The organism is Actinoplanes derwentensis (genome assembly GCF_900104725.1).
Lineage (GTDB): Bacteria > Actinomycetota > Actinomycetes > Mycobacteriales > Micromonosporaceae > Actinoplanes > Actinoplanes derwentensis.
Window position 1 is genome coordinate 8,785,469 of sequence record NZ_LT629758.1, and the last position, 19,643, is coordinate 8,805,111.

16 protein-coding genes are annotated in these 19,643 nt (G+C 69.5%); 11 read left to right on the forward strand and 5 right to left on the reverse strand.

The annotated features are described in order from the left end of the window. Nucleotides 1–32: 32 nt before the first annotated feature. Nucleotides 33–746, reverse strand: a complete 714-nt coding sequence (locus BLU81_RS39255) for a hypothetical protein (protein ID WP_157751980.1) — start codon at nucleotides 744–746, stop codon at nucleotides 33–35. A gap of 87 nt (nucleotides 747–833) precedes the next feature. After that, nucleotides 834–2,681: a dihydroxy-acid dehydratase gene (ilvD, locus tag BLU81_RS39260; RefSeq protein WP_092558284.1), complete on the reverse strand. Its 1,848-nt coding sequence runs from the start codon at nucleotides 2,679–2,681 to the stop codon at nucleotides 834–836. A gap of 75 nt (nucleotides 2,682–2,756) precedes the next feature. Between ilvD and BLU81_RS39265 the strand changes: the two genes are divergently transcribed. The 5 genes from BLU81_RS39265 to serA all read left to right on the forward strand — a co-directional run bounded on the left by BLU81_RS39265 (nucleotide 2,757) and on the right by serA (nucleotide 10,242). Continuing rightward, nucleotides 2,757–5,138: a putative bifunctional diguanylate cyclase/phosphodiesterase gene (locus BLU81_RS39265; protein WP_231953726.1), complete on the forward strand. Its 2,382-nt coding sequence runs from the start codon at nucleotides 2,757–2,759 to the stop codon at nucleotides 5,136–5,138. 141 nt (nucleotides 5,139–5,279) lie between these two features. Further along, nucleotides 5,280–7,109 (forward strand): acetolactate synthase large subunit, encoded by a 1,830-nt coding sequence (locus tag BLU81_RS39270; RefSeq protein ID WP_092553261.1) that lies wholly within the window; start codon nucleotides 5,280–5,282, stop codon nucleotides 7,107–7,109. Next, nucleotides 7,106–7,624, forward strand: coding sequence for an acetolactate synthase small subunit (ilvN, locus tag BLU81_RS39275; protein ID WP_092553264.1), 519 nt, complete (start codon nucleotides 7,106–7,108; stop codon nucleotides 7,622–7,624). Before BLU81_RS39270 ends, ilvN begins: the two co-directional genes overlap by 4 nt. Before the next feature lie 29 nt (nucleotides 7,625–7,653). Beyond that, entirely contained in the window at nucleotides 7,654–8,667 is a 1,014-nt protein-coding gene (gene ilvC, locus BLU81_RS39280) for a ketol-acid reductoisomerase (protein ID WP_092553267.1), read from the forward strand. A gap of 30 nt (nucleotides 8,668–8,697) precedes the next feature. Next, nucleotides 8,698–10,242 carry a phosphoglycerate dehydrogenase gene (serA, locus tag BLU81_RS39285; RefSeq protein ID WP_092553270.1) on the forward strand — a complete coding sequence of 515 codons (1,545 nt, stop codon included), beginning with the start codon at nucleotides 8,698–8,700 and terminating at the stop codon, nucleotides 10,240–10,242. Between the two features lie 7 nt (nucleotides 10,243–10,249). On the opposite strand, the gene BLU81_RS39290 is transcribed toward serA, so the two are convergent. Beyond that, nucleotides 10,250–10,600, reverse strand: a complete 351-nt coding sequence (locus tag BLU81_RS39290) for a hypothetical protein (protein ID WP_092553273.1) — start codon at nucleotides 10,598–10,600, stop codon at nucleotides 10,250–10,252. A gap of 328 nt (nucleotides 10,601–10,928) precedes the next feature. On the opposite strand from BLU81_RS39290, the gene BLU81_RS39295 reads away from it, so the two are divergent. Further along, nucleotides 10,929–11,960: a 3-isopropylmalate dehydrogenase gene (locus BLU81_RS39295; protein ID WP_092553276.1), complete on the forward strand. Its 1,032-nt coding sequence runs from the start codon at nucleotides 10,929–10,931 to the stop codon at nucleotides 11,958–11,960. A gap of 123 nt (nucleotides 11,961–12,083) precedes the next feature. Continuing rightward, nucleotides 12,084–13,181 (forward strand): branched-chain amino acid aminotransferase, encoded by a 1,098-nt coding sequence (locus tag BLU81_RS39300; protein WP_092553279.1) that lies wholly within the window; start codon nucleotides 12,084–12,086, stop codon nucleotides 13,179–13,181. Nucleotides 13,182–13,363: 182 nt separating this feature from the next. On the opposite strand, the gene BLU81_RS39305 is transcribed toward BLU81_RS39300, so the two are convergent. Both BLU81_RS39305 and arfB read right to left on the reverse strand, forming a co-directional pair. Then, complete coding sequence (locus tag BLU81_RS39305) at nucleotides 13,364–14,245, reverse strand: hypothetical protein (protein ID WP_157751981.1); 882 nt, start codon at nucleotides 14,243–14,245, stop codon at nucleotides 13,364–13,366. A 97-nt stretch (nucleotides 14,246–14,342) separates the two neighbouring features. Continuing rightward, entirely contained in the window at nucleotides 14,343–14,768 is a 426-nt protein-coding gene (gene arfB, locus BLU81_RS39310; RefSeq protein ID WP_092553285.1) for an alternative ribosome rescue aminoacyl-tRNA hydrolase ArfB, read from the reverse strand. A gap of 90 nt (nucleotides 14,769–14,858) precedes the next feature. Here arfB and BLU81_RS39315 point away from each other — a divergent pair, with 90 nt between their 5' ends. The 4 genes from BLU81_RS39315 to BLU81_RS39330 all read left to right on the forward strand — a co-directional run bounded on the left by BLU81_RS39315 (nucleotide 14,859) and on the right by BLU81_RS39330 (nucleotide 19,614). Further along, nucleotides 14,859–16,232 carry a M16 family metallopeptidase gene (locus BLU81_RS39315; protein WP_092553288.1) on the forward strand — a complete coding sequence of 458 codons (1,374 nt, stop codon included), beginning with the start codon at nucleotides 14,859–14,861 and terminating at the stop codon, nucleotides 16,230–16,232. 55 nt (nucleotides 16,233–16,287) lie between these two features. Continuing rightward, nucleotides 16,288–17,628, forward strand: a complete 1,341-nt coding sequence (locus BLU81_RS39320) for a M16 family metallopeptidase (protein ID WP_092553291.1) — start codon at nucleotides 16,288–16,290, stop codon at nucleotides 17,626–17,628. 460 nt (nucleotides 17,629–18,088) lie between these two features. Continuing rightward, nucleotides 18,089–19,084: an endonuclease/exonuclease/phosphatase family protein gene (locus tag BLU81_RS39325; protein WP_092553294.1), complete on the forward strand. Its 996-nt coding sequence runs from the start codon at nucleotides 18,089–18,091 to the stop codon at nucleotides 19,082–19,084. Then, nucleotides 19,081–19,614: a GNAT family N-acetyltransferase gene (locus BLU81_RS39330; protein WP_092553297.1), complete on the forward strand. Its 534-nt coding sequence runs from the start codon at nucleotides 19,081–19,083 to the stop codon at nucleotides 19,612–19,614. Before BLU81_RS39325 ends, BLU81_RS39330 begins: the two co-directional genes overlap by 4 nt. Nucleotides 19,615–19,643: the final 29 nt, after the last annotated feature.

Consider the following 19,643-nt stretch of genomic DNA (forward strand, 5'->3'; position numbering starts at 1 on the left):
ACCCCCTTGCCGGTACGTCCACCGCAGGCGATTCAGCTGAACCGGTTCCACACACCGCGCAGCGCCGGCCAGGAATCGTCGATCGACGCGCAGTCGGTTTCCAGGCGCAGATCGGTCAACGAGCCGGCGTGGGTCCAGAACAGGCCACAGGTCTGTCCGGTGACGTACTCGAAGTAGGTCCCGGTCTTGCCGGTGGTCGTCCCGGTCTTCTGCCGTGGCGTCTCGGCGCCGGGTACCAGTGTCCGGCTCTTGCGGCTGGCCTGTTCCCGATAGTCACGGGTCCAGCCGAACTCCTTCGCTGTCCGGAAGGTCTCGAAGTAGAGCTGGAGGTCGCCGATCCGGCAGTTGATCGCCTCGGTCCGGCCGTTCTCCAGTTTCGGCCCGCCGTTGTCCTTGTCACTGACGCAGTTGCTGATCTCGGGCAGCCACGGTTCGGCGAGCACCGCCGCCTCGGTCCCGGTGAACCTGGCCGACTGATCCACCGGTGTCACCGCCGAGGCGGCAGCGGTGGGTGCGGCGGCCGGGCCCGCGGAATCCGCCGCCGGGTTTTCGGCCGCCGGGCTGATGACCGCCGCCGAGGAGGTCGCCGACGCCGAGCGCACCCCGATGGCGTAACCGCCCACCAGACCCGCCACGAGCAGCGCGGTCCCGGCAGCGGCCAGAACCCAGGTGCGCGGACCGGGAGCCGGAGCCGGGTCGTGGTTCTCCGGCGACAGTAGGAACGGCGGCGGCGAAGTCATGCTCACGATCGAACCATTCCGGTATTACGACCGGCGTGCCGAGTGCGGCGCGGTGCCGAGCCGGAGTGGATCACACCCCGGCTCGGCACCGGGTCACTCGGGGACTCGGCGGTAAGCGCCGTCGGACGCGGCGGTGGCCATCGAGGCGTAGGCGCGCAAAGCGGCCGACACCGGGCGCTGGCGGTCGACGGGTGTGTACGGCTTGGGTCGCCGCTCCTGCTCGTGCCGGCGCCGGGCCAGTTCGTCGTCGTGCACGTTCAGGGTGATGCTGCGGCCGGGGATGTCGATGGTGATCTCGTCACCGGTCTCGACCAGGGCGATCAGCCCGCCGCCGGCCGCCTCGGGGGAGACATGGCCGATGGACAGGCCGGACGTCCCGCCGGAGAAGCGGCCGTCGGTGATCAGCGCGCACGCCTTGCCGAGTCCGCGCCCCTTCAGGAACGACGTCGGGTAGAGCATCTCCTGCATGCCGGGCCCACCGCGTGGCCCTTCGTACCGGATGATCACGACGTCGCCCTCGACGACCTGCTTGCCGAGGATGCCGGTGACCGCGTCGTCCTGCGACTCGTAGACCCGGGCCGGGCCGGTGAACTTCCAGATCGACTCGTCGACACCGGCGGTTTTGACGACGCAGCCGTCCGGAGCGAGGTTGCCGAACAGGATGGCCAGACCGCCGTCGACCGTGTACGCGTGCTCCACCGACCGGATGCAGCCGCCCTCGGCGTCGGTGTCGAGCGTGGCCCAGCGGTTCTGGGTGCTGAACGCCTGGGTGGTGCGCACCCCGCCGGGAGCGGCGTGGAACAGCTCCAGTGCCGCATCGGACGGCGCGTCGGCCCGGATGTCCCACTTGCCGAGCCAGGACGACAGGTCGGGTGCGTGGATGGCCCGGACGTTCTCCTTCAGCGCGCCACCACGCTGCAGCTCACCCATCAGGGCGGGGATGCCGCCGGCCCGGTGCACGTCCTCCATGTGGTACTTCGGGCTGTTCGGCGCGACCTTCGCCAGGCACGGCACCCGGCGCGAGATCTCGTCGATGTCGGAGACGCTGAAGTCCAGCTCGGCCTCGCGGGCCGCGGCCAGCAGGTGCAGGATCGTGTTGGTGGAGCCGCCCATCGCCACGTCCAGGGCGACCGCGTTCTCGAAGGCGTCCCGGTTGGCGATCGAGCGCGGCAGCACCGACTCGTCGTCCTTCTCGTAATAGTCCTTGGCGATCTCCACGATCAGCCGCCCGGCCTCCTCGAACAGGGCCTTGCGGGAGACGTGGGTGGCCAGTGTCGAGCCGTTGCCGGGCAGCGCCAGGCCGATCGCCTCGGTCAGGCAGTTCATCGAGTTGGCGGTGAACATGCCGGAGCAGGAGCCACACGTCGGGCAGGCGGACCGCTCGATGGTGTCCAGCTGCTGGTCGGTGACGTTGTCGTTGGCGGCGGCGCTCATCGCGTCGACCAGGTCGAGCTTCTCGTGGACGATGCCCTCGATGGCGACCGTCTTGCCGGCCTCCATCGGGCCGCCGGAGACGAACACGGTCGGGATGTTGAGCCGCAGCGCGGCGATCAGCATGCCGGGAGTGATCTTGTCGCAGTTCGAGATGCAGACCAGGGCGTCGGCGCAGTGGGCGTTGACCATGTATTCGACGGCGTCGGCGATCAGCTCCCGGCTGGGCAGGGAGTAGAGCATGCCACCGTGGCCCATGGCGATGCCGTCGTCGACGGCGATGGTGTTGAACTCGCGCCCGATCCCACCGGCCTCGAAGATCGAGTCGGCGACGAGGCCACCCATGTCCTTGAGGTGCACATGCCCGGGTACGAACTGGGTGTAACTGTTGGCGATGGCGACGATCGGCTTGCCGAAGTCGGAGTCGGTCATGCCGGTGGCGCGCCACAGGGCGCGCGCGCCGGCCATCGTCCGGCCGTGTGTTGAGGTCCGGGAGCGCAGCTCAGGCATGCCACCCATAGTGCCACTGCGCAGGCCCCACCCCGTGCTCGACGTCCACAGCTCGGGACACATGGGGTGTCGTAAATGCCGAAGATCCGGCACAGTGTGTCCGTGCACTCACCGTCCGGTATGGAACTGGCGGGCCTCGTGGGCCTGATCCTCGCCGTACCGGCCGTCGCCTATCTGGGGCAGTCCGGCCGCCGGCACACCGGTGCGGCCCGCCGGGCACATCTGCTCCTGGCGGCCGGTGGCGCGATCGTCACCGGCGCGGCGCTGGCCGGTCTGATCACCGCCCTGATCACCGTGCACGAGCACACCCCGGCACACAACCGTTCCCTGGCCACCGCGGTCGCCGTCGGCATGGGCCTCGGCACGGTGCTGCTGCTGGCCGGCACGGTGGTGCTGCCCGGCGCGGCCCGCAGCCCCGGCGCGGTGCTCCGGCACGTGCTGGACGGGCTGGTCATCGCGGCGGCGATCTGGTTCGTCGGCTGGGTGCTGGTCAGCCGGCCGACCCGGGTCCTCGGCGGCGCCACCCCCGAGCAGTGCCCGGCGATCCTGCTGCCGGCCGTGCTGCTGGTGCTCGGGCTGGGCCTGACCGCGGTGCTGGCGCTGCACGCCCACCGCCCGCGGCGGCACACCGTCCGGGTGGCGGCCGGGGTGACCGTGGTGGCCTGCGCGGCGAACCTGCTGGCCATCGGGATCTGCCGGTCCGCTGAGGGATTCATCCTGGTCGCGGGTCTGTTGCTGACCGCCGGGCTGGCCTGGGTGGCCGGTGCGGTGCGGGCCGCCGACCGGCCGGTCGAGGTCTCCGGGGACGTGCTGGAGCGAGGCGCGGCGTACGCGGTGGTCCCGATGCTCGCCATGATCGGCGGGCTCGGCTACCACCTGTTCCAGGGCGGCACCGTGGACGCCTTCGGTTACGCCGGCGCCGCGGTCGAGGGCCTGGCCGTGGTGGCCAGGCAGTACCTCGCGCTGGAGGACGTGCGGTGTTATACGACACGGCTGCGGCAGAGCGAGGCGCACTTCCGGGAACTGGCGCACACCGATCCGCTGACCGGGCTGGCCAACCGGCGGGGTCTGCAGCAGGCGCTCCGGGACGAGCCGGACGTGCGGAAAGCGCTGATCGGGATCGACCTGGACGGCTTCAAGAGTGTCAACGACCTGCGCGGTCACGACGTCGGCGACGCGGTGCTGGCCGAGGTGGGTGCCCGGCTGCACCGCAACCTGCTGACCGGCGACGTGGCGGCCCGGCTGGGCGGTGACGAGTTCGCGGTGCTGATGCGCGGCGACGCCGGCGAGGCGGTGCTGGCGGCGCACCGGCTGCTCGCGGTGCTGGGTGAACCGTACGAGGTCGATGGTGGTCAGATCTTCCTCTCCGCGAGTCTGGGCGTGGCCGCGACCGGTGAGCTGCTGCACGACGCCGACCTGGCGTTGCGGTACGCCAAGCAGCGCGGCAAGAACCGGGTCGAGGAATACCAGGCGGGGTACGACGAGTTGCTGCGCCGCCGCGGCACGCTGACCGGTGAGCTGCGGCACGCGATCGACCGCGGTCAGCTGCATCTGGTGTTCCAGCCGGTGGTGGCGCTGCCGTCGATGCGGCCGGTGGGTGCCGAGGCGCTGCTCCGCTGGACCCATCCGGAGCTGGGCAAGGTGGCGCCGGTCGAGTTCATCCCGGTGGCCGAGGAGTCCGGCCTGATCAACCGGATCGGGGCCTGGGTGCTGGAGGAGTCGGTCCGGCAGCTCGCCGAGTGGCGGTCGAAGGGCCACGACGTGTGGCTGTCGGTGAACCTGTCACCCAAGGAGCTGCACAACGCCGATTACGCCGGCCGGGTCGCCGATGTGCTGGCGGAGTACGGCGTACCGCCGCAGCGCCTGGTCCTTGAAGTGACCGAACACGCGGTGGCCACCGACATGGAGGAACTGGTCCGCCGGTTGGCCGAGGTGCGCGCGACGGGTGTGCGGATCGCGCTCGACGACTTCGGGGCCGGCTATTCGTCGCTGACCCAGTTGCGGACCCTGCCGGTCGACATCCTGAAGATCGATCACGCGCTGGTGGCGGAGCCGGAGTCGCGGACCGGGACGGCTGCCCCGCTGGTGGACGTGGTGGTCCGGCTGGGGCATCGGCTCGGCCTGGAGGTGCTGGCCGAGGGGATCGGCACGCAGGCCCAGTTGGAGGTGGTCGAGGAGGCGGGCTGCCGGCTCGGCCAGGGTTCGCTGTTCGGCTGGGGCGTCCCGGCCGAGCATCTGGAGTCCCGGTTGCGGGCCGAGCGACCGTCCCCGCGACCGGTTCCGGCACCGCGCTCCAATGAGCCGAACGGCGCACCGGCGCGAAGTCAGGTGGTTCGCCTCGGGCCGGGAATGCGGCAGGTCAGAGCGTTGCTGCCGGGTGATCCGGATTTCGCCGCGGCCACGCGTGATCAAAATGTGGGATCAGTTGACTCAGGCCGTGAGATGGGGCAAGGTTAGTCGCATGTGCTTCGCGTCCCGAGTACTTATCTGAGCGCACTCTCTAGCTAGAAGAGAGTGCGCTAGGTCCCGTGCATCCGCACGAGGGCCTTTTTTGTTGCTCAAGTACTGGGACCGACTACCGAAAAGGTCTGACTTGCCATGACGAGACCCACTCCTGAAACCCTCGCCCATCGAGCCACTCCGGCCACCGTCGCGGCGGCCGTGAACTCCGCTCCCACCGTCGTGGCGCCGGTGGCCATCAGCGGTGCCGGCGCGCTCGTCCGGTCACTCGAGGCGCTCGGGGTCGAGGTCGTCTTCGGCATTCCGGGCGGGACGATCCTTCCGGCGTACGACCCGCTGTTCGACTCGAAGGTCCGGCACATCCTGGTCCGGCACGAGCAGGGCGCGGGTCACGCGGCCACCGGTTACGCCCAGGCCACCGGCCGGGTCGGCGTCTGCATCGCGACAAGTGGTCCGGGCGCGACGAACCTGGTCACGGCGATCGCCGACGCGTACATGGACTCGGTGCCGATCGTGGCCATCACCGGTCAGGTGAGCCGGCCCTACATCGGCACGGACGCCTTCCAAGAGGCGGACATCCAGGGCATCACGCTGCCGATCACCAAGCACAACTTCCTGGTCCAGACCCCGGAGGAGCTGCCCCGGATCCTGGCCGAGGCGTTTCACCTGGCGGCCACCGGCCGGCCCGGCCCGGTCCTGGTCGACATCCCGAAGGACGTGCAGCAGGCGCAGACCATGTTCAGCTGGCCGCCGACCCTGGACCTGCCGGGTTACCGGCCGACCCTGCACCCGCACGGCAAGCAGATCCGGGAGGCGGCCCGGCTGATCGCCGCCGCCAAGCGCCCGGTCCTCTACGTGGGCGGCGGCGTGCACAAGGCCGGTGCCACCGACGGGCTGCGCAAGCTCGCCGAGCTGACCGGCATCCCGGTGGTCACCACGCTGATGGGTATCGGCGCGTTCCCCGACTCGCACCCGCAGCACCTGGGCATGCCCGGCATGCACGGCACGGTTCCGGCCGTCTACGCGATGCAGAAGTCCGACCTGCTGATCACCCTCGGCGCGCGCTTCGACGACCGGGTCACCGGTCAGCTGGACTCGTTCGCGCCGGGCGCCAAGGTCGTGCACGCCGACATCGACCCGGCGGAGATCGGCAAGAACCGGCACGCGGACGTCCCGATCGTCGGTGACGCCCGGCACGTGATCGACGAGCTGATCGCGGCGGTGTCGGCGAACGCCGGTGGCGTGGACCAGTACCCGGCCTGGTGGTCGACGCTCAACGACATCCGCGAGCGCTACCCGATCGGGTACGAGGAGCCGACCGACGGCACCCTGGCCCCGCAGTACGTGATCGAGCGGATCGGCGAGCTGGTCGGCCCGGACGCGATCTACTGCGCCGGTGTCGGTCAGCACCAGATGTGGGCGTCCCAGTTCATCAAGTACGAGAAGCCGGGCACCTGGCTCAACTCGGGCGGCGCCGGGACGATGGGATACGCGGTTCCGGCCGCGATGGGCGCCAAGGTCGGCCGGCCGGACACCCAGGTCTGGGCGATCGACGGCGACGGCTGCTTCCAGATGACCAACCAGGAGCTGGCCACCTGCGCGCTGGAGGGCATCCCGGTCAAGATCGCCATCATCAACAACGGCAACCTGGGCATGGTCCGGCAGTGGCAGACCCTGTTCTACGACGGCCGGTACTCGAACACCGAGCTGGGCACGCACAAGCACCGGATCCCGGACTTCGTGAAGCTGGCCGAGGCGCTCGGCTGCATCGGCCTGCGCTGTGAGTCGAAGGACGACGTCGACAAGATCATCAAGCAGGCCATGGAGATCAACGACGCCCCGGTGGTCATCGACTTCACGGTCGGCAAGGACGCCATGGTGTGGCCGATGGTCGCGGCCGGCACCAGCAACGACGAGATCATGTTCGCCCGGGACGTGCGCCCGACGTTCGAAGAGGACGACCTGTGACCAACAAACACACCCTGTCAGTGCTGGTCGAGAACAAGCCCGGGGTGCTCGCCCGGGTGAGCGGGCTGTTCTCCCGGCGCAGCTTCAACATCGAATCCCTTGCGGTCGGCGAGACGGAGAACCCGGACGTCAGCCGCATCACGATCGTGGTCAACGCGGACTCGTCCCCGTTGGAACAGGTCACCAAGCAGCTCAACAAGCTGGTCAACGTCCTGAAGATCGTGGAGCTGGACCCCTCGCAGTCGGTCCAGCGCGAGCTCCTGCTGGTCAAGGTGCGTGCCGATCGGGCGCAGCGCGGCCAGGTGCTCGAGACCGTCGAGCTGTTCCGGGCGCGAGTGATCGACGTCGCTCCGGACACCCTGACGATCGAGGCCACCGGTAATCCCGACAAACTGGATGCGCTGCTGCGCGACCTCGAGCCGTACGGCATCAAAGAGATGGTCCAGTCGGGTCTCGTGGCCATCGGCCGAGGCTCTCGTTCCATCACAACCGGCCCGGCGCTTCGCGCCGCCTGACCCAGAAGCAAGCCTTAGAAAGGTATGTAATGACCGCGGAAGTGTTCTACGACGGCGACGCCGACCTGTCGATCATCCAGGGCAAGAAGGTCGCCGTCATCGGCTACGGCAGCCAGGGCCACGCGCACTCGCTGTCGCTGCGTGACTCGGGTGTCGAGGTCGTGGTCGGCCTGCAGGAGGGCTCCAAGAGCCGCCCGAAGGCCGAGGAGCAGGGCCTGACCGTGAAGACCCCGGCCGAGGCCTCCGCCTGGGCCGACGTGATCATGGTGCTCGCGCCGGACACCGCGCAGCGCAAGATCTACACCGAGTCGATCGCCCCGAACCTGTCCGCCGGCAAGGCGCTCTTCTTCGGCCACGGCCTGAACATCCGCTTCGAGCTGATCAAGCCGCCGGCCGACGTCACCGTCGCGATGGTCGCCCCGAAGGGCCCCGGCCACCTGGTCCGCCGTCAGTACGTCGACGGCAAGGGCGTGCCCGCCCTGATCGCGGTCGAGCAGGACCCGACCGGCGACGGCCAGGCGCTCGCCCTGTCGTACGCGAAGGCGATCGGCGGCACCCGCGCCGGCGTCATCAAGACGACGTTCAAGGAGGAGACCGAGACCGACCTGTTCGGCGAGCAGGCCGTCCTCTGCGGCGGTACCGCGGCGCTGGTGCAGACCGGGTTCGAGGTGCTCACCGAGGCCGGTTACGCCCCGGAGATCGCCTACTTCGAGTGCCTGCACGAGCTGAAGCTGATCGTCGACCTGATGTACGAGGGTGGCATCTCCCGGATGCGGTACAGCATCTCGGACACCGCCGAGTTCGGTGACTACGTCTCCGGTCCCCGCGTGATCAACGCGGACACCAAGGAGGAGATGAAGAAGATCCTCGCCGACATCCAGTCCGGTGCCTTCACCAAGCACCTGATCGAAGACGACGAGAACGGCGGCCCCGAGCTCAAGAAGTACCGTGAGCAGGGTGCCGAGCACCCGATCGAGGTCACCGGCCGGAAGCTGCGCGACATGATGAGCTGGGTGGACCGGCCCATCACCGAAACCGCCTGATCATCGGATCGGCCTCTAACATCGAGGTCCATGAGTCCAGTAGTGCTCGTCACCGAGGAACTGGCAGCGGCCGCGCTCGATGCGTTGGCCGAGGATCTCAACGAGGTTAGACAGATCGACGGCACGGATCGGGCAGCGCTCCTGGGAGCGCTGCCCGATGCGCATGCGGTGATCATCCGGTCCGCGACGCGGATCGACGCCGAGGCGCTCGCCGTCGCGGACCGTCTCAAAGTGGTCGCCCGGGCCGGCGTCGGCCTGGACAACGTCGACGTCCCCGCCGCCACCGCCCGCGGCGTCCTGGTCGTCAACGCTCCCACCAGTAACATCGTCTCCGCGGCCGAGCAGGCGGTGGCTCTGCTGCTGGCGGTGGCCCGGCACACCGCGTCGGCCAGCGCCGCGCTCAAGGGCGGTGCCTGGCGGCGTTCCGCCTACACCGGCGTCGAAGTGCAGGGCAAGACCGTCGGCGTGGTCGGGCTGGGCCGGATCGGTGTGCTGTTCGCCCAGCGGATGGCCGCATTCGGGGTGCGCCTGATCGCGTACGACCCGTACGTCCAGCCCGCCCGCGCGGCTCAGTTGGGGGTGCAGCTCACCGGCCTGGATCAGCTTCTGCGCGAGAGTGACTTCATCTCGGTTCATCTCCCTCGTACGCCGGAGACTCTGGGTTTGATCGGGGAAAAAGAACTGTCACTGGTCAAACCGGGACTGCGGATCGTCAACGCGGCCCGTGGCGGGCTGATCGACGAGCAGGCGCTGGCCGACGCGCTGATCGAGGGCCGGGTGGCCGGCGCCGGACTGGACGTCTTCGCGACCGAACCGCTCACCGAGTCGCCACTGTTCGCCCTGGACAACGTGGTGGTCACCCCACACCTGGGCGCTTCGACGGCGGAGGCGCAGGACAAGGCGGGGCTGGCGGTGGCCCGCAGTGTCCGGCAGGCGCTGCGCGGCGAGTTCGTGCCGGAGGCGGTGAACGTGCGGGCCGGTGGGCCGCTGGACGAGGATGTCCGGCTCCTGCTTCCACTGGCCGAGAAGCTGGGCCGGGTCCTCACCGCGGTCGCCGGGCACCTGGCCGAGCGGGTGACCATCGAGGTGGCCGGCGACGACACCCGGATCCTCGAACTGGCCGTGTTGAAGGGGCTGTTCGCACCGGTGGTGAGCGAGCCGGTGACCTTCGTGAACGCGCCCCGCCTGGCCGCCGAGCGGGGAGTCACGGTGGAGACGATTCCCGGTGACGACACGCTGCGGATCCGCGGGGCGTTGCCGGACGGCCGGTCCGTGAGCGTGGCCGGCCGTCCGCCCAAACTCGTTGAGGTGGACGACTTCGACTTGGACCTGGCTCCGGACGGGGTGCTGCTGTTCCTGCGCTACACCGACCGCCCCGGCGTGGTCGGCCGGATCGGCACCACGCTGGGCCGGGCCGGGGTGAACATCGCCGCCATGCAGGTCGCCCGCCGGGCCGCCGGCGGTGAGGCGCTGATGGCACTGACCGTGGACTCGGCGGTCGAGCCGGACCTGCTGGCCCGGGTGGCCGCCGAGATCGGCTCGTCCCGTGCCGCCGTAGTGGATCTGCGAACCTAGGGATTTCTCAGAAGGCCCGGTAAACCGAACCGTCCTGCAGGTCGAGCAGGTCGAGATGGAACTGGGCGGCATATTTCTCGATGAGTTCGAGCACCACGTCGGCGCAGCTCTCGTCGAGTTTCATGTGGATATGGTCGGATTCGGCGTGCAGCGGAGCGCTGGCCCACGGTGAGCCAGGCTCCGCCACACGTGGTCCACGATCCGGGTAATGACTGGTCAGGGCGTCGTAGAAGGCGACAACGCGGGGGTCGGCGGGCTGCCGCGGATGCACACCGCTGGCGCAGCGCTCGTTGGCGGCCCGGACCGTCTCCGGTTCGGCCGATGGGGCCATGGCCCACACCACAAGGTCGAAACTCACCGGCGCATGGTGCCATCACCGCCAGGTGTACGCGACCAACTGGATGCACGACACGCGGGCGCGTGCCTTGCATGTGTCAAGTCCGCATCGCTAGCGTTGTCCTAGCCGCGTGTTCCGAACGGGCACGTCTTCGGGTGATGTCGTCCGTCCCCGGGGCGCGCGGTCGCATCCCGGCGGGACTTCTCGTCGCTTCAGCCCCCGTGACCGTTTGCCGCGGTCCGGGGGCTGTTCGCCGTTTCGGAGACGTTCATTTGCTGGGACGGCCGTTCCGTGGGTCGGGACAGGTGGGTAACCTGGACCGGGTTACCAGACGTAGGGGAGTTACATCGTGAGCGTGGCGCGGATCGCGGTTGTCGGCGGCGACGGCATCGGAACCGAAGTGACCGCTCAGGCTCGCAAGGTCATCGACGCCGTGCTCCCCGGAGTCGACTACCACGAGTACGACCTCGGCGCCCGCCTCTACAACCGCACCGGCGAGGTCCTGCCGCAGTCGGTCCAGGACGAGCTGGCCGGCCACGACGCCATCCTGCTGGGCGCCATCGGCGACCCGAGCGTCCCGCCGGGCATCCTGGAGCGCGGCCTGCTGCTGAAGCTCCGCTTCGACTTCGACCAGTATGTGAACCTGCGCCCCAGCAAGCTCTGGCCCGGCACCACCAGCCCCCTCGCCGGCGTCAAGCCCGGCGAGATCGACATGGTCGTGGTCCGTGAGGGCACCGAAGGCCTATACGTCGGCGCCGGCGGCGTCCTGCACCAGGACACCCCCGCCGAGATCGCCACCGAGGAGAGCCTCAACACCCGGTTCGGGGTCGAGCGGGTCGTCCGTGACGCGTTCGCCCGCGCCCAGCGCCGCGACCGCCAGCACGTCACCCTGGTCCACAAGACCAACGTGCTGACCAAGGCCGGCAGCCTGTGGGCGCGCACCTTCGCCGCGGTCGCCGCGGAGTTCCCCGGCATCACCACCGAATACCAGCACATCGACGCCGCCAGCATGTTCATGGTCAGCAACCCGCAGCGGTTCGACGTGGTGGTGACCGACAACCTCTTCGGTGACATCCTCACCGACATCGCCGCGGCCGTGACCGGCGGCATCGGCATGGCGGCCAGCGGTTCGGTCAACCCGGAGCGCGTCTACCCGTCGACCTTCGAGCCGGTGCACGGCTCCGCCCCCGACATCGCCGGCCAGGGCATCGCCGACCCGGCTGCCGCGATCCTCTCCGCGGCCCTGCTGCTGGAGCACCTGGGCCAGACCGACGCGGCCAGGCGAGTAACCGAGGCGGTCGCGGCCGAGGTCGCGTCCCGGGCTCCGGGCGCGCCGTTGCGTACCGCCGAAGTGGGCGACCGCGTCGCCTCCGCCGTCTGAGCGGGTACTCTCCTCCCGCCCTTCGGGGCTTCGTTACCCCTGCCGTTTCGGGGTAAATTCTTGGGGCGCTCCGGGTGCCCCCGCATACTTGAACTCTTTCTGCAGAAAGCAGGTCCACTTGTCATGAGTGGTGGTGACAACCTCGACTTCGAGATCCGTCCGAACCAGGCACCCGTCAGCGACGCGGACCGCGCCGCCCTGCTGGTCAACCCCGGTTTCGGCCGCATCTTCACCGACCACATGGTCACCGTGCGATACGCCGACGGCAAAGGCTGGTATGAGCCGCTCGTCGCCGCTCGCGCGCCGATCCCGATGGACCCGGCCAGCGCCGTGCTGCACTACGCCCAGGAGATCTTCGAAGGTCTGAAGGCGTACACACTGCCCGACGGCGGTGTGGCGATGTTCCGGCCCGACGCCAACGCGGCCCGTTTCAACCAGTCCGCCCAGCGGATGGCGATGCCGGCCCTGCCGGTCGAGACGTTCCTCCAGTCGCTGCACGAGATCATCTCGATCGACCGCACCTGGATCCCCGAGGACCCCGAGGGCAGCCTCTACCTTCGCCCGTTCGCGTACGCCAGCGAGGTCTTCCTCGGCGTCCGCCCCGCGACGGAATACCTGTACCTGGTCATCGCGTCACCGGTCGGCCCGTACTTCTCCGGCGGCATCAAGCCGGTGACCCTCTGGGCCTCCCCCGACTTCACCCGCGCGGCCCCCGGCGGCACCGGCGCGGCCAAGTGCGGCGGCAACTACGCGGCCGGCCTGTCAGCCCAGGCCGAAGCCGCCGAACACGGTTGTGACCAGGTCATCTACCTGGACGCTGTGGAACGGAAGTACATCGACGAGCTAGGCGGCATGAACGTCTTCCTGGTCCTCGACGACGGCACCCTCGTCACCCCGCCGCTGACCGGCACCATCCTGCCCGGCATCACCCGGGACTCGGTCATCAAACTGGCCCAGCGCGCCGGCCGCCGAGTCGAGGAACGCCCGATCAGCCTCGACGAGTGGCGCGAGGGCGCAACCTCCGGCCGAGTCCGCGAGGCCTTCGCCTGCGGCACCGCGGCGGTCATCACCCCGATCGGCGCGATCAAGAGCGAATCCGGCGACTTCACCGTCGCCGACGGCGGCTCCGGCGAGATCACCATGGCCATCCGCCAGGAGTTGGTCGACATCCAGCGAGGCCGAGCCGAAGACCCCTTCGGCTGGGTCCACCGGGTCCTCTGAAACTCTTTTTTCGGTACGGGTGGGACGCCAGACAAACGCACCACCCGTACCGCCACGTCCCGGCAAGCGATGCGGCCCGTCCGGGCCGCCCCGCGACCGCCGGGCGTGAGCGTCCCCTTCACAAGACACCCACGCCTGGCAACTGCTCTTCCTGTCCAGCATCACCGCCGGATAGGAGCGTTCTAGGCGCTGAGCGCTCCGCCCAGGTCCTCGACTTTTTCTGCGGTGACAGCCCGCCGGATCCACTCGAGGAGTTGATCGTGGTCGGTACAAGCGGAGATCACTGATCGGGCTTCGTCCGGGATCGCCACACCTTTGGCAGCGAGGAAGGTGAGCAGCGCCTCCGCCTCGGCTTCGGCCTTTCCTTCGGCCTTGCCGGTGGCGTACTGGCGCTGAGCCCATTCGCTCAGATACGGGGACTTGGTCGTCGTCATGAGTTCCTCCATCTGCTTTCGGGTTGTGGGCGACAACGCCGCGAGCACAAAGTCATGGTAGCCAGCGGCGCGGCTGGGTTCGAGGACATGAAATGCAGCGAACAGTGCCTCGAACAGTTGCTCAGAGGCTTGCCGGTCGGCATGGGCGAGGGCGGACAGCAGCATCAGCTCTGGGTGCTCCTGCGCATCATCGGTGTCGGTGATGACTGGAATCTGACCAGGCCCGACGGCCACCGGAGTCACCACGGATCCGGGCGGGCCCAGAGCGATGGGTTTCCGGGCCCAGTCGGCCACACGCTGGTTCGGGCAGATCACCAGTAGCGTGACCGGACATCCCAGGCGGTCGTACAGATTCGCGACATAGGTGGGCCAGGTCAGTAGTTTCCGGGTGTCGGCGCGGAGTTGCACCTCGACCACGACCGCCAGCACTTTGACGCCTTCTCGGGTCAGGGTGACGACCGCGTCGGCGCGGCGTTCAACGGGGGTGACGACGTTGAGTTCGGCCGAGTAGAGGCTGGCTTCGTCGAACTTGGGTAGGTCGCCGTGGAGTGGCCCGTCGAGCAAATCTGCAGCTAGACCGGGCCGCTCACGGAACAGCTCGATGAGGGTTTCGTGTTGTTGTGAGGGCACGGCGGGAAACGTACGGCAACTAGCTTCGTACTATCTAGTCTCGCGCTCTCTTGCTCCGTGCTTTTCACCGTATCGAGTGATCGAAATCCGTGTGTGGTCAGTCCTGGTCGGGGCGGCGGTTTCGCTTCGTCTGGCTGCGGCGTTTCTTGTCGGCGATGCGGCGTTCGACGGCGCCTCGGCTCGGGCGCGTGGCGCGGCGGGCCTTCGGGGGAAGCGCGACGGCACCGGCGATCAGGGCGGCCAGTCGGGCGGCGGCGGCCTCGCGGTTGCGCAGTTGGGAGCGGTGTTCGGCGGCGGTGATCGTGATGACGCCGTTGACCAGGCGGGCGCCGAGGCGTTCGGTGGCGCGCTCCTTCAGGAACGGGGGCAGCAGGTCGGAGCCGAGCGCGTCCCAGGACAGCTCGACTCGGGAATCGGTGGTGTTGACGCCCTGGCCGCCGGGGCCGCTCGCGCGGCTGAAACGCCACGAGAGTTCGGCCGCCGGGATGGTCAGGCGGTCGTTCACCCGTACGTCCTCAAGCATGTCGCCCAGGATTCCACTCGAACCGATCAAGCGCCACGCGGTTATCCACAGGCGCTGGCGCTGCCGCGCCGGAATCGTCCCGGACAGGGCATGATTGCTCGGGTGACGTCACCAACCGCACCGGTCGCCACGACCGGTTATCCGTGGCCCATCGAAACCGCCCAGCTGGCGAATGGTCTGCGCGTCGTCGTCAGCGAGGATCGCACGGCGCCCGTCGTCTGCGTCAACCTGTGGTACGACGTCGGCTCCCGCCACGAGCCCGAAGGTCAGACCGGGTTCGCGCATCTCTTCGAGCATCTGATGTTCGAGGGCTCGCAGCATGTGAAGAAGACCGAGCACATGAAACTGGTGCAGGGCAACGGCGGTTCGCTGAACGCGACGACCAATCCGGATCGGACGAACTACTTCGAGACCATGCCGTCCGAGCATCTGGAGCTGGCTCTCTGGCTGGAGGCGGACCGGATGGGCGGCCTGGTCCCGGCGCTCACCCAGGAGACGCTGGACAACCAGCGCGAGGTGGTGAAGAACGAGCGCCGCCAGCGCTACGAGAACGTGCCCTACGGTGACGCCTGGCTCCGCCTGCTGCCGCTGCTCTACCCGCCGGGCCACCCCTATCACCACTCCACGATCGGGTCGATGGAAGACCTGAACGCGGCCGATCTGGACACGTTCAAGGCGTTCCACCAGCAGTATTACGCACCGAACAACGCGGTGCTGACAGTCGTCGGCGACGTCCGTACGGCCGAGGTGTTCACGCTGGCCGAGAAGTACTTCGGTTCGATCGCCACGGTTCCGGACATCCCGCCGGCTCCGGACGGGACGCTGCCGATCCCGGCCGGCGTGGCGGTCCGGGAGACGGTCACCGCCAAGGTTCCGGCCCCGCGCATCTACCTGTCGTATCGGACGTACCCGTTCGGCACGGCCGGCTACGACGCTGTCACGGTGCTCGCCACGATCCTCGGCAACGGCCGCGGCAGCCGCCTCTACCAGCGTCTGGCCGACGGTTCGCGGATCGCGCAGCCCGACTACATCGGCTCGTACGGGGTGGACCTCGCGCACGCCCCGGCCCCGCTGATCATCACGGCCACCGCGAAGGACGGCGTCAGCATCGAGACGCTGGAGGCCGGTCTGGCCGAGGTGGTGCAGAGCCTGGTCGACGAGCCGGTGACCACCGAGGAACTGAACCGGGCCAAGGCCCTGCTGACCACCGCGTGGTGGCGGGGTGTCTCCACGGCCGGCGGCCGGGCTGACCTGCTGGGGCGGTATGCCACCCAGTTCGGTGACCCGTCCACCGCCGGCGACCGGCTGCCGCGCTGGCTGGCGGTCACCGCCGAGGAGGTCACCGAGGCGGCCCGGCAGGTGCTGAGCCCGGAGTCCAGGGTCACGCTGACCTATGTCCCCGGTGAGCCCGAGGCTTCCGCCGGTGAGCCCGAGGCTTCCGGCGAGTCGGGAGAGTCCGCGTGACGGGCCGTATCGCAGTGACGCAGAGGCCGGCCCCATACGCAGAAGGAGTTTCCGCATGACTCTGATCACCACCCGGCCGGAGCCCGGAGCGGCCCGGCCCTACGCGTTCCCCACGGTTCGCCGGGTCAGCGCGCACGGCGGCACGGTGATCGCCGCCCACCTGCCGGGGCAGATCCTGGCCAGCGCGGTCCTGTTGCTGGACGCGGGCGCCGCCCGGGAGACCGACGGCCGGGAGGGCACCGCCACGGTGCTCGCCAAGTCGCTGGAGGAGGGCACCCGCAAGCGGGATTCCGCGGCGTACGCACTGGCGCTCGAAGGACTCGGCGCGGAACTGTCCCCGTCGGTCGACTGGGACGCCTTCCGGGTCGGGGTGTCGGCGCCGGGCCCGCTGCTGGCCGACGCCGTCCGGCTGGCCGCCGAGGCGACCCGCACGCCGAGACTGAATCCGGACGACGTGACCCGGGTGCGCGACGACGAGGTGACCGCTCTGCGGATGGACTGGGCCCAGCCCGGTCCCCGCGCCGATGCCACGTTGCGGGCCGACCTGTTCGGCGGCGACGGACGGTACCGGCGGCCGCTGCACGGGGACCCGGCCTCGGTGGCCGCGGTCACCGTCGACGACGTGCTCGCCTTCCACGAGTCGTGGATGCTGCGCCCGGGTGTGCTGCTGGTCGCCGGTGACCTGGACGCGCTCGATCTGGCCGCGCTGGCCGACGCCGCGTTCGCCGGGACGGCCGGGGAGCCCCTGGAAGCGAGCGGCCCGCTCGGACTGGTGCTGCCACCGGCCCGCCGGACGATCCTGGTGGACCGCCCCGGCTCGGTGCAGTCGACGCTGCGGATCGGGCACCGGGCCCCGGAGCGGGCCACCCCGGACTACGTGTCGATGACGCTTGCCGCGACGGTGTTGGGCGGGGCGTTCACCTCCCGGCTCAACCACCTGATCCGCGAGGTGAAGGGGTATACGTACGGGATCCGCGGCTCTTATGCGATGTCGCGCCGGTCGGGTCGTTTCGAGGTGGCGGCCGGGGTACAGACCGCGGTCACCGGGCCGGCGATCCGGGACACGCTCGGCGAGATCGAGCGCACCCAGGCCGAGGGGGTCACCGAGGCGGAGCTGGAGGTGGCTCGGTCGTGGCGGGCCGGGCAGCTGTCGGTCGAGATGCAGACGCCGGGGGCGATCGCGGGCGCGCTGGCCACGCTGGTGGTGCACGGGCTGCCCGACGACTACTACGAGACGCTGCGCCGGGACTACCTGGAGGCGACCGTCGAGACGGTGTCCGCGGCGGCTGCCGAGCACCTGTCCGTGGAGAAGCTGACGCTGGTGGTCGAGGGTGACGGGTCGGTGATCCGGGCGGATCTCGCGGAGTTCGGCGAGCTGGTCGACGCCGACGTCTGACGGCGGACAGGGTGTGCGGCCCGGCCGCACACCCTGTCGCGAGACCAGCACACGCGAGTCAACTAGCGGTATGCTTGAGGTGCCGGCCCGCTCGGTGACCGTGGAATGCAGGTGCGCGGGCCGGGTGCGGTCTACCGAAAGGCCGCCGGCTCCGGACCGGGCGAGCTCAACGACGCGCTACCCGAGCCGGAGCCACCCCAGGCTTCGCCGTGATCGTCGAGGGCCCGGACTGCATCGGCGTTGGCGCGTCGGTGCGACGCGCGGGGTGCGACCTGCGGAGTGCGGGGTGCGACGCGCGAGCTGCGGCGTGCGACCTGCGGCGTGCGGCGTACGACCTGCGGCGTTCGACGCGTGGGGCGCGACGCCGTCGGGTGCAGGGCTCGGTCGGGTCGATTCAGCTGATGTGACGTGGGCCGCGTTCCGCGACGGTGGGTAGCGGCCGCCGGATAACGTCGCCGCCATGACCATCACCGAAGCGCCCGCGGTGGCTCGCCCGGTTCGCCGTCGGCGTCTGTTCTGGGCGGTTCTGCTCTGGCTGGCCCTTGTTCCGGCGGCGATCTGGCTGCTGGCCCGCACTTTCGGGTGGGAAGCGGGTCCGTGGGTCCAGTTGCTGGCGTTCACGCCGTACGTGGCGGCCTGGACCTTGATTCCGTTGCTGGTGGCGCTGGTCGCCCGGCGCTGGGCCGCGGCGGCGGTGGCCACGCTCATCGCTTTCGGGTTCGGGATGGCCGTGGTGCCGCGGTCGGTGGCGGATGCCGACCGGGGCCCGTCGGCCGGTGTCGAGTTGCGGGTGATGACGGCGAACCTGCTGTTCAGCTCGGCCGACCTGAACGAGGTGGTGCGCCTGGTGCGGGAGAACCGGGTGGACGTGCTGGCGGTGCAGGAGTTCACCCCGAACGGGCAGGCAGCGCTGAAAGTGGCGGGGCTGGACGAGCTTCTGCCGTTCAACCAGTTGGCCCCGGAGTACGGCGCGAGCGGTTCCGGCCTCTACTCCCGGTACCCGTTCGCGGAGCAGGCGGCGCGGCGCAACGACGGCGGTTTCCAGCAGGCGCACGCGACGGTGCAGGTGCCGGGCGCGGGCACGGTCTACATCGAGTCGGTGCACCCGTTGGCCCCGCACAGTCTGGACGTGGTCTCCGGCTGGTCGGCGGACCTGCGGGATCAGGTGCCGGCCGCGGGCGGCATTCCGAAGATCCTGATGGGTGACTTCAACGCGACGCTCGATCACAAGCGGCTGCGGGACGTCATCGCCACCGGTTACCGGGACGCCGCCGCCACGGTCGGCAAGGGCTGGCAGGGGACGTGGGGGCCGTACGACGGCGATCCGATTCCGCCTGTCACCATCGATCATGTGCTCATCGACGAACGCATCGGCGTCCAGGACTATCAGGTGCACGTTCTCCAGGACTCCGACCATCGTGTGGTGATCGCCCGGGTCACGGTGCCGGCCGCATGACCGGGATCCGGCTGATCAGCCCGGCGGACGCGGCCGAGATCGCCGCGCTCATCAGCGCGAACCGGGAGCATCTGGCGCCGTGGGATCCGGTGCGCGAGGAGAGCTACTACACCACCGAGGGCCAGTGGCAGTTGATCTCGGACGTGCTGCGGGCGGGTAACTCGTTGCCGCACGCGATCGTCGAGGACGGCCGGATCATCGGCCGGGTGAACCTGAACAACGTGGTGCACGGCGCGTTCCAGTCGGCGAGTGTCGGTTACTGGGTGTCGGCTGACGCGGCCGGTCGCGGGGTGGCCAGTGCGGCGGTCGCGGCGGTGGTGGAGGCCGCGTTCACCACGTACGGCCTGCACCGGGTGGAGGCGGGCACGGTCTTGTCCAACGTACGGTCGCAGCGGGTTCTGGAACGTAATGGTTTTGAGCGTTTCGGGATGGCACCGGGTTATCTGCGGATCGCCGGTGAGTGGCGTGATCACTACCTCTACCAGCTGCTGAGCGATAAATGGCTGGCCGGCCGGGAAGCGGCTGCTTAACATCGTGGGCATGATGCTGCGCTCTATGA

Coding starts and splice junctions, on each gene's coding strand:
- ilvD (WP_092558284.1), bottom strand. CDS start 2,681: ATGCCTGAGCTGCGCTCCCGGACCTCAACACACGGCCGGACGATGGCC.
- BLU81_RS39265 (WP_231953726.1), top strand. CDS start 2,757: ATGCCGAAGATCCGGCACAGTGTGTCCGTGCACTCACCGTCCGGTATG.
- BLU81_RS39270 (WP_092553261.1), top strand. CDS start 5,280: ATGACGAGACCCACTCCTGAAACCCTCGCCCATCGAGCCACTCCGGCC.
- ilvC (WP_092553267.1), top strand. CDS start 7,654: ATGACCGCGGAAGTGTTCTACGACGGCGACGCCGACCTGTCGATCATC.
- serA (WP_092553270.1), top strand. CDS start 8,698: ATGAGTCCAGTAGTGCTCGTCACCGAGGAACTGGCAGCGGCCGCGCTC.
- BLU81_RS39300 (WP_092553279.1), top strand. CDS start 12,084: ATGAGTGGTGGTGACAACCTCGACTTCGAGATCCGTCCGAACCAGGCA.
- arfB (WP_092553285.1), bottom strand. CDS start 14,768: ATGCTTGAGGACGTACGGGTGAACGACCGCCTGACCATCCCGGCGGCC.
- BLU81_RS39315 (WP_092553288.1), top strand. CDS start 14,859: ATGATTGCTCGGGTGACGTCACCAACCGCACCGGTCGCCACGACCGGT.
- BLU81_RS39320 (WP_092553291.1), top strand. CDS start 16,288: ATGACTCTGATCACCACCCGGCCGGAGCCCGGAGCGGCCCGGCCCTAC.
- BLU81_RS39325 (WP_092553294.1), top strand. CDS start 18,089: ATGACCATCACCGAAGCGCCCGCGGTGGCTCGCCCGGTTCGCCGTCGG.
- BLU81_RS39330 (WP_092553297.1), top strand. CDS start 19,081: ATGACCGGGATCCGGCTGATCAGCCCGGCGGACGCGGCCGAGATCGCC.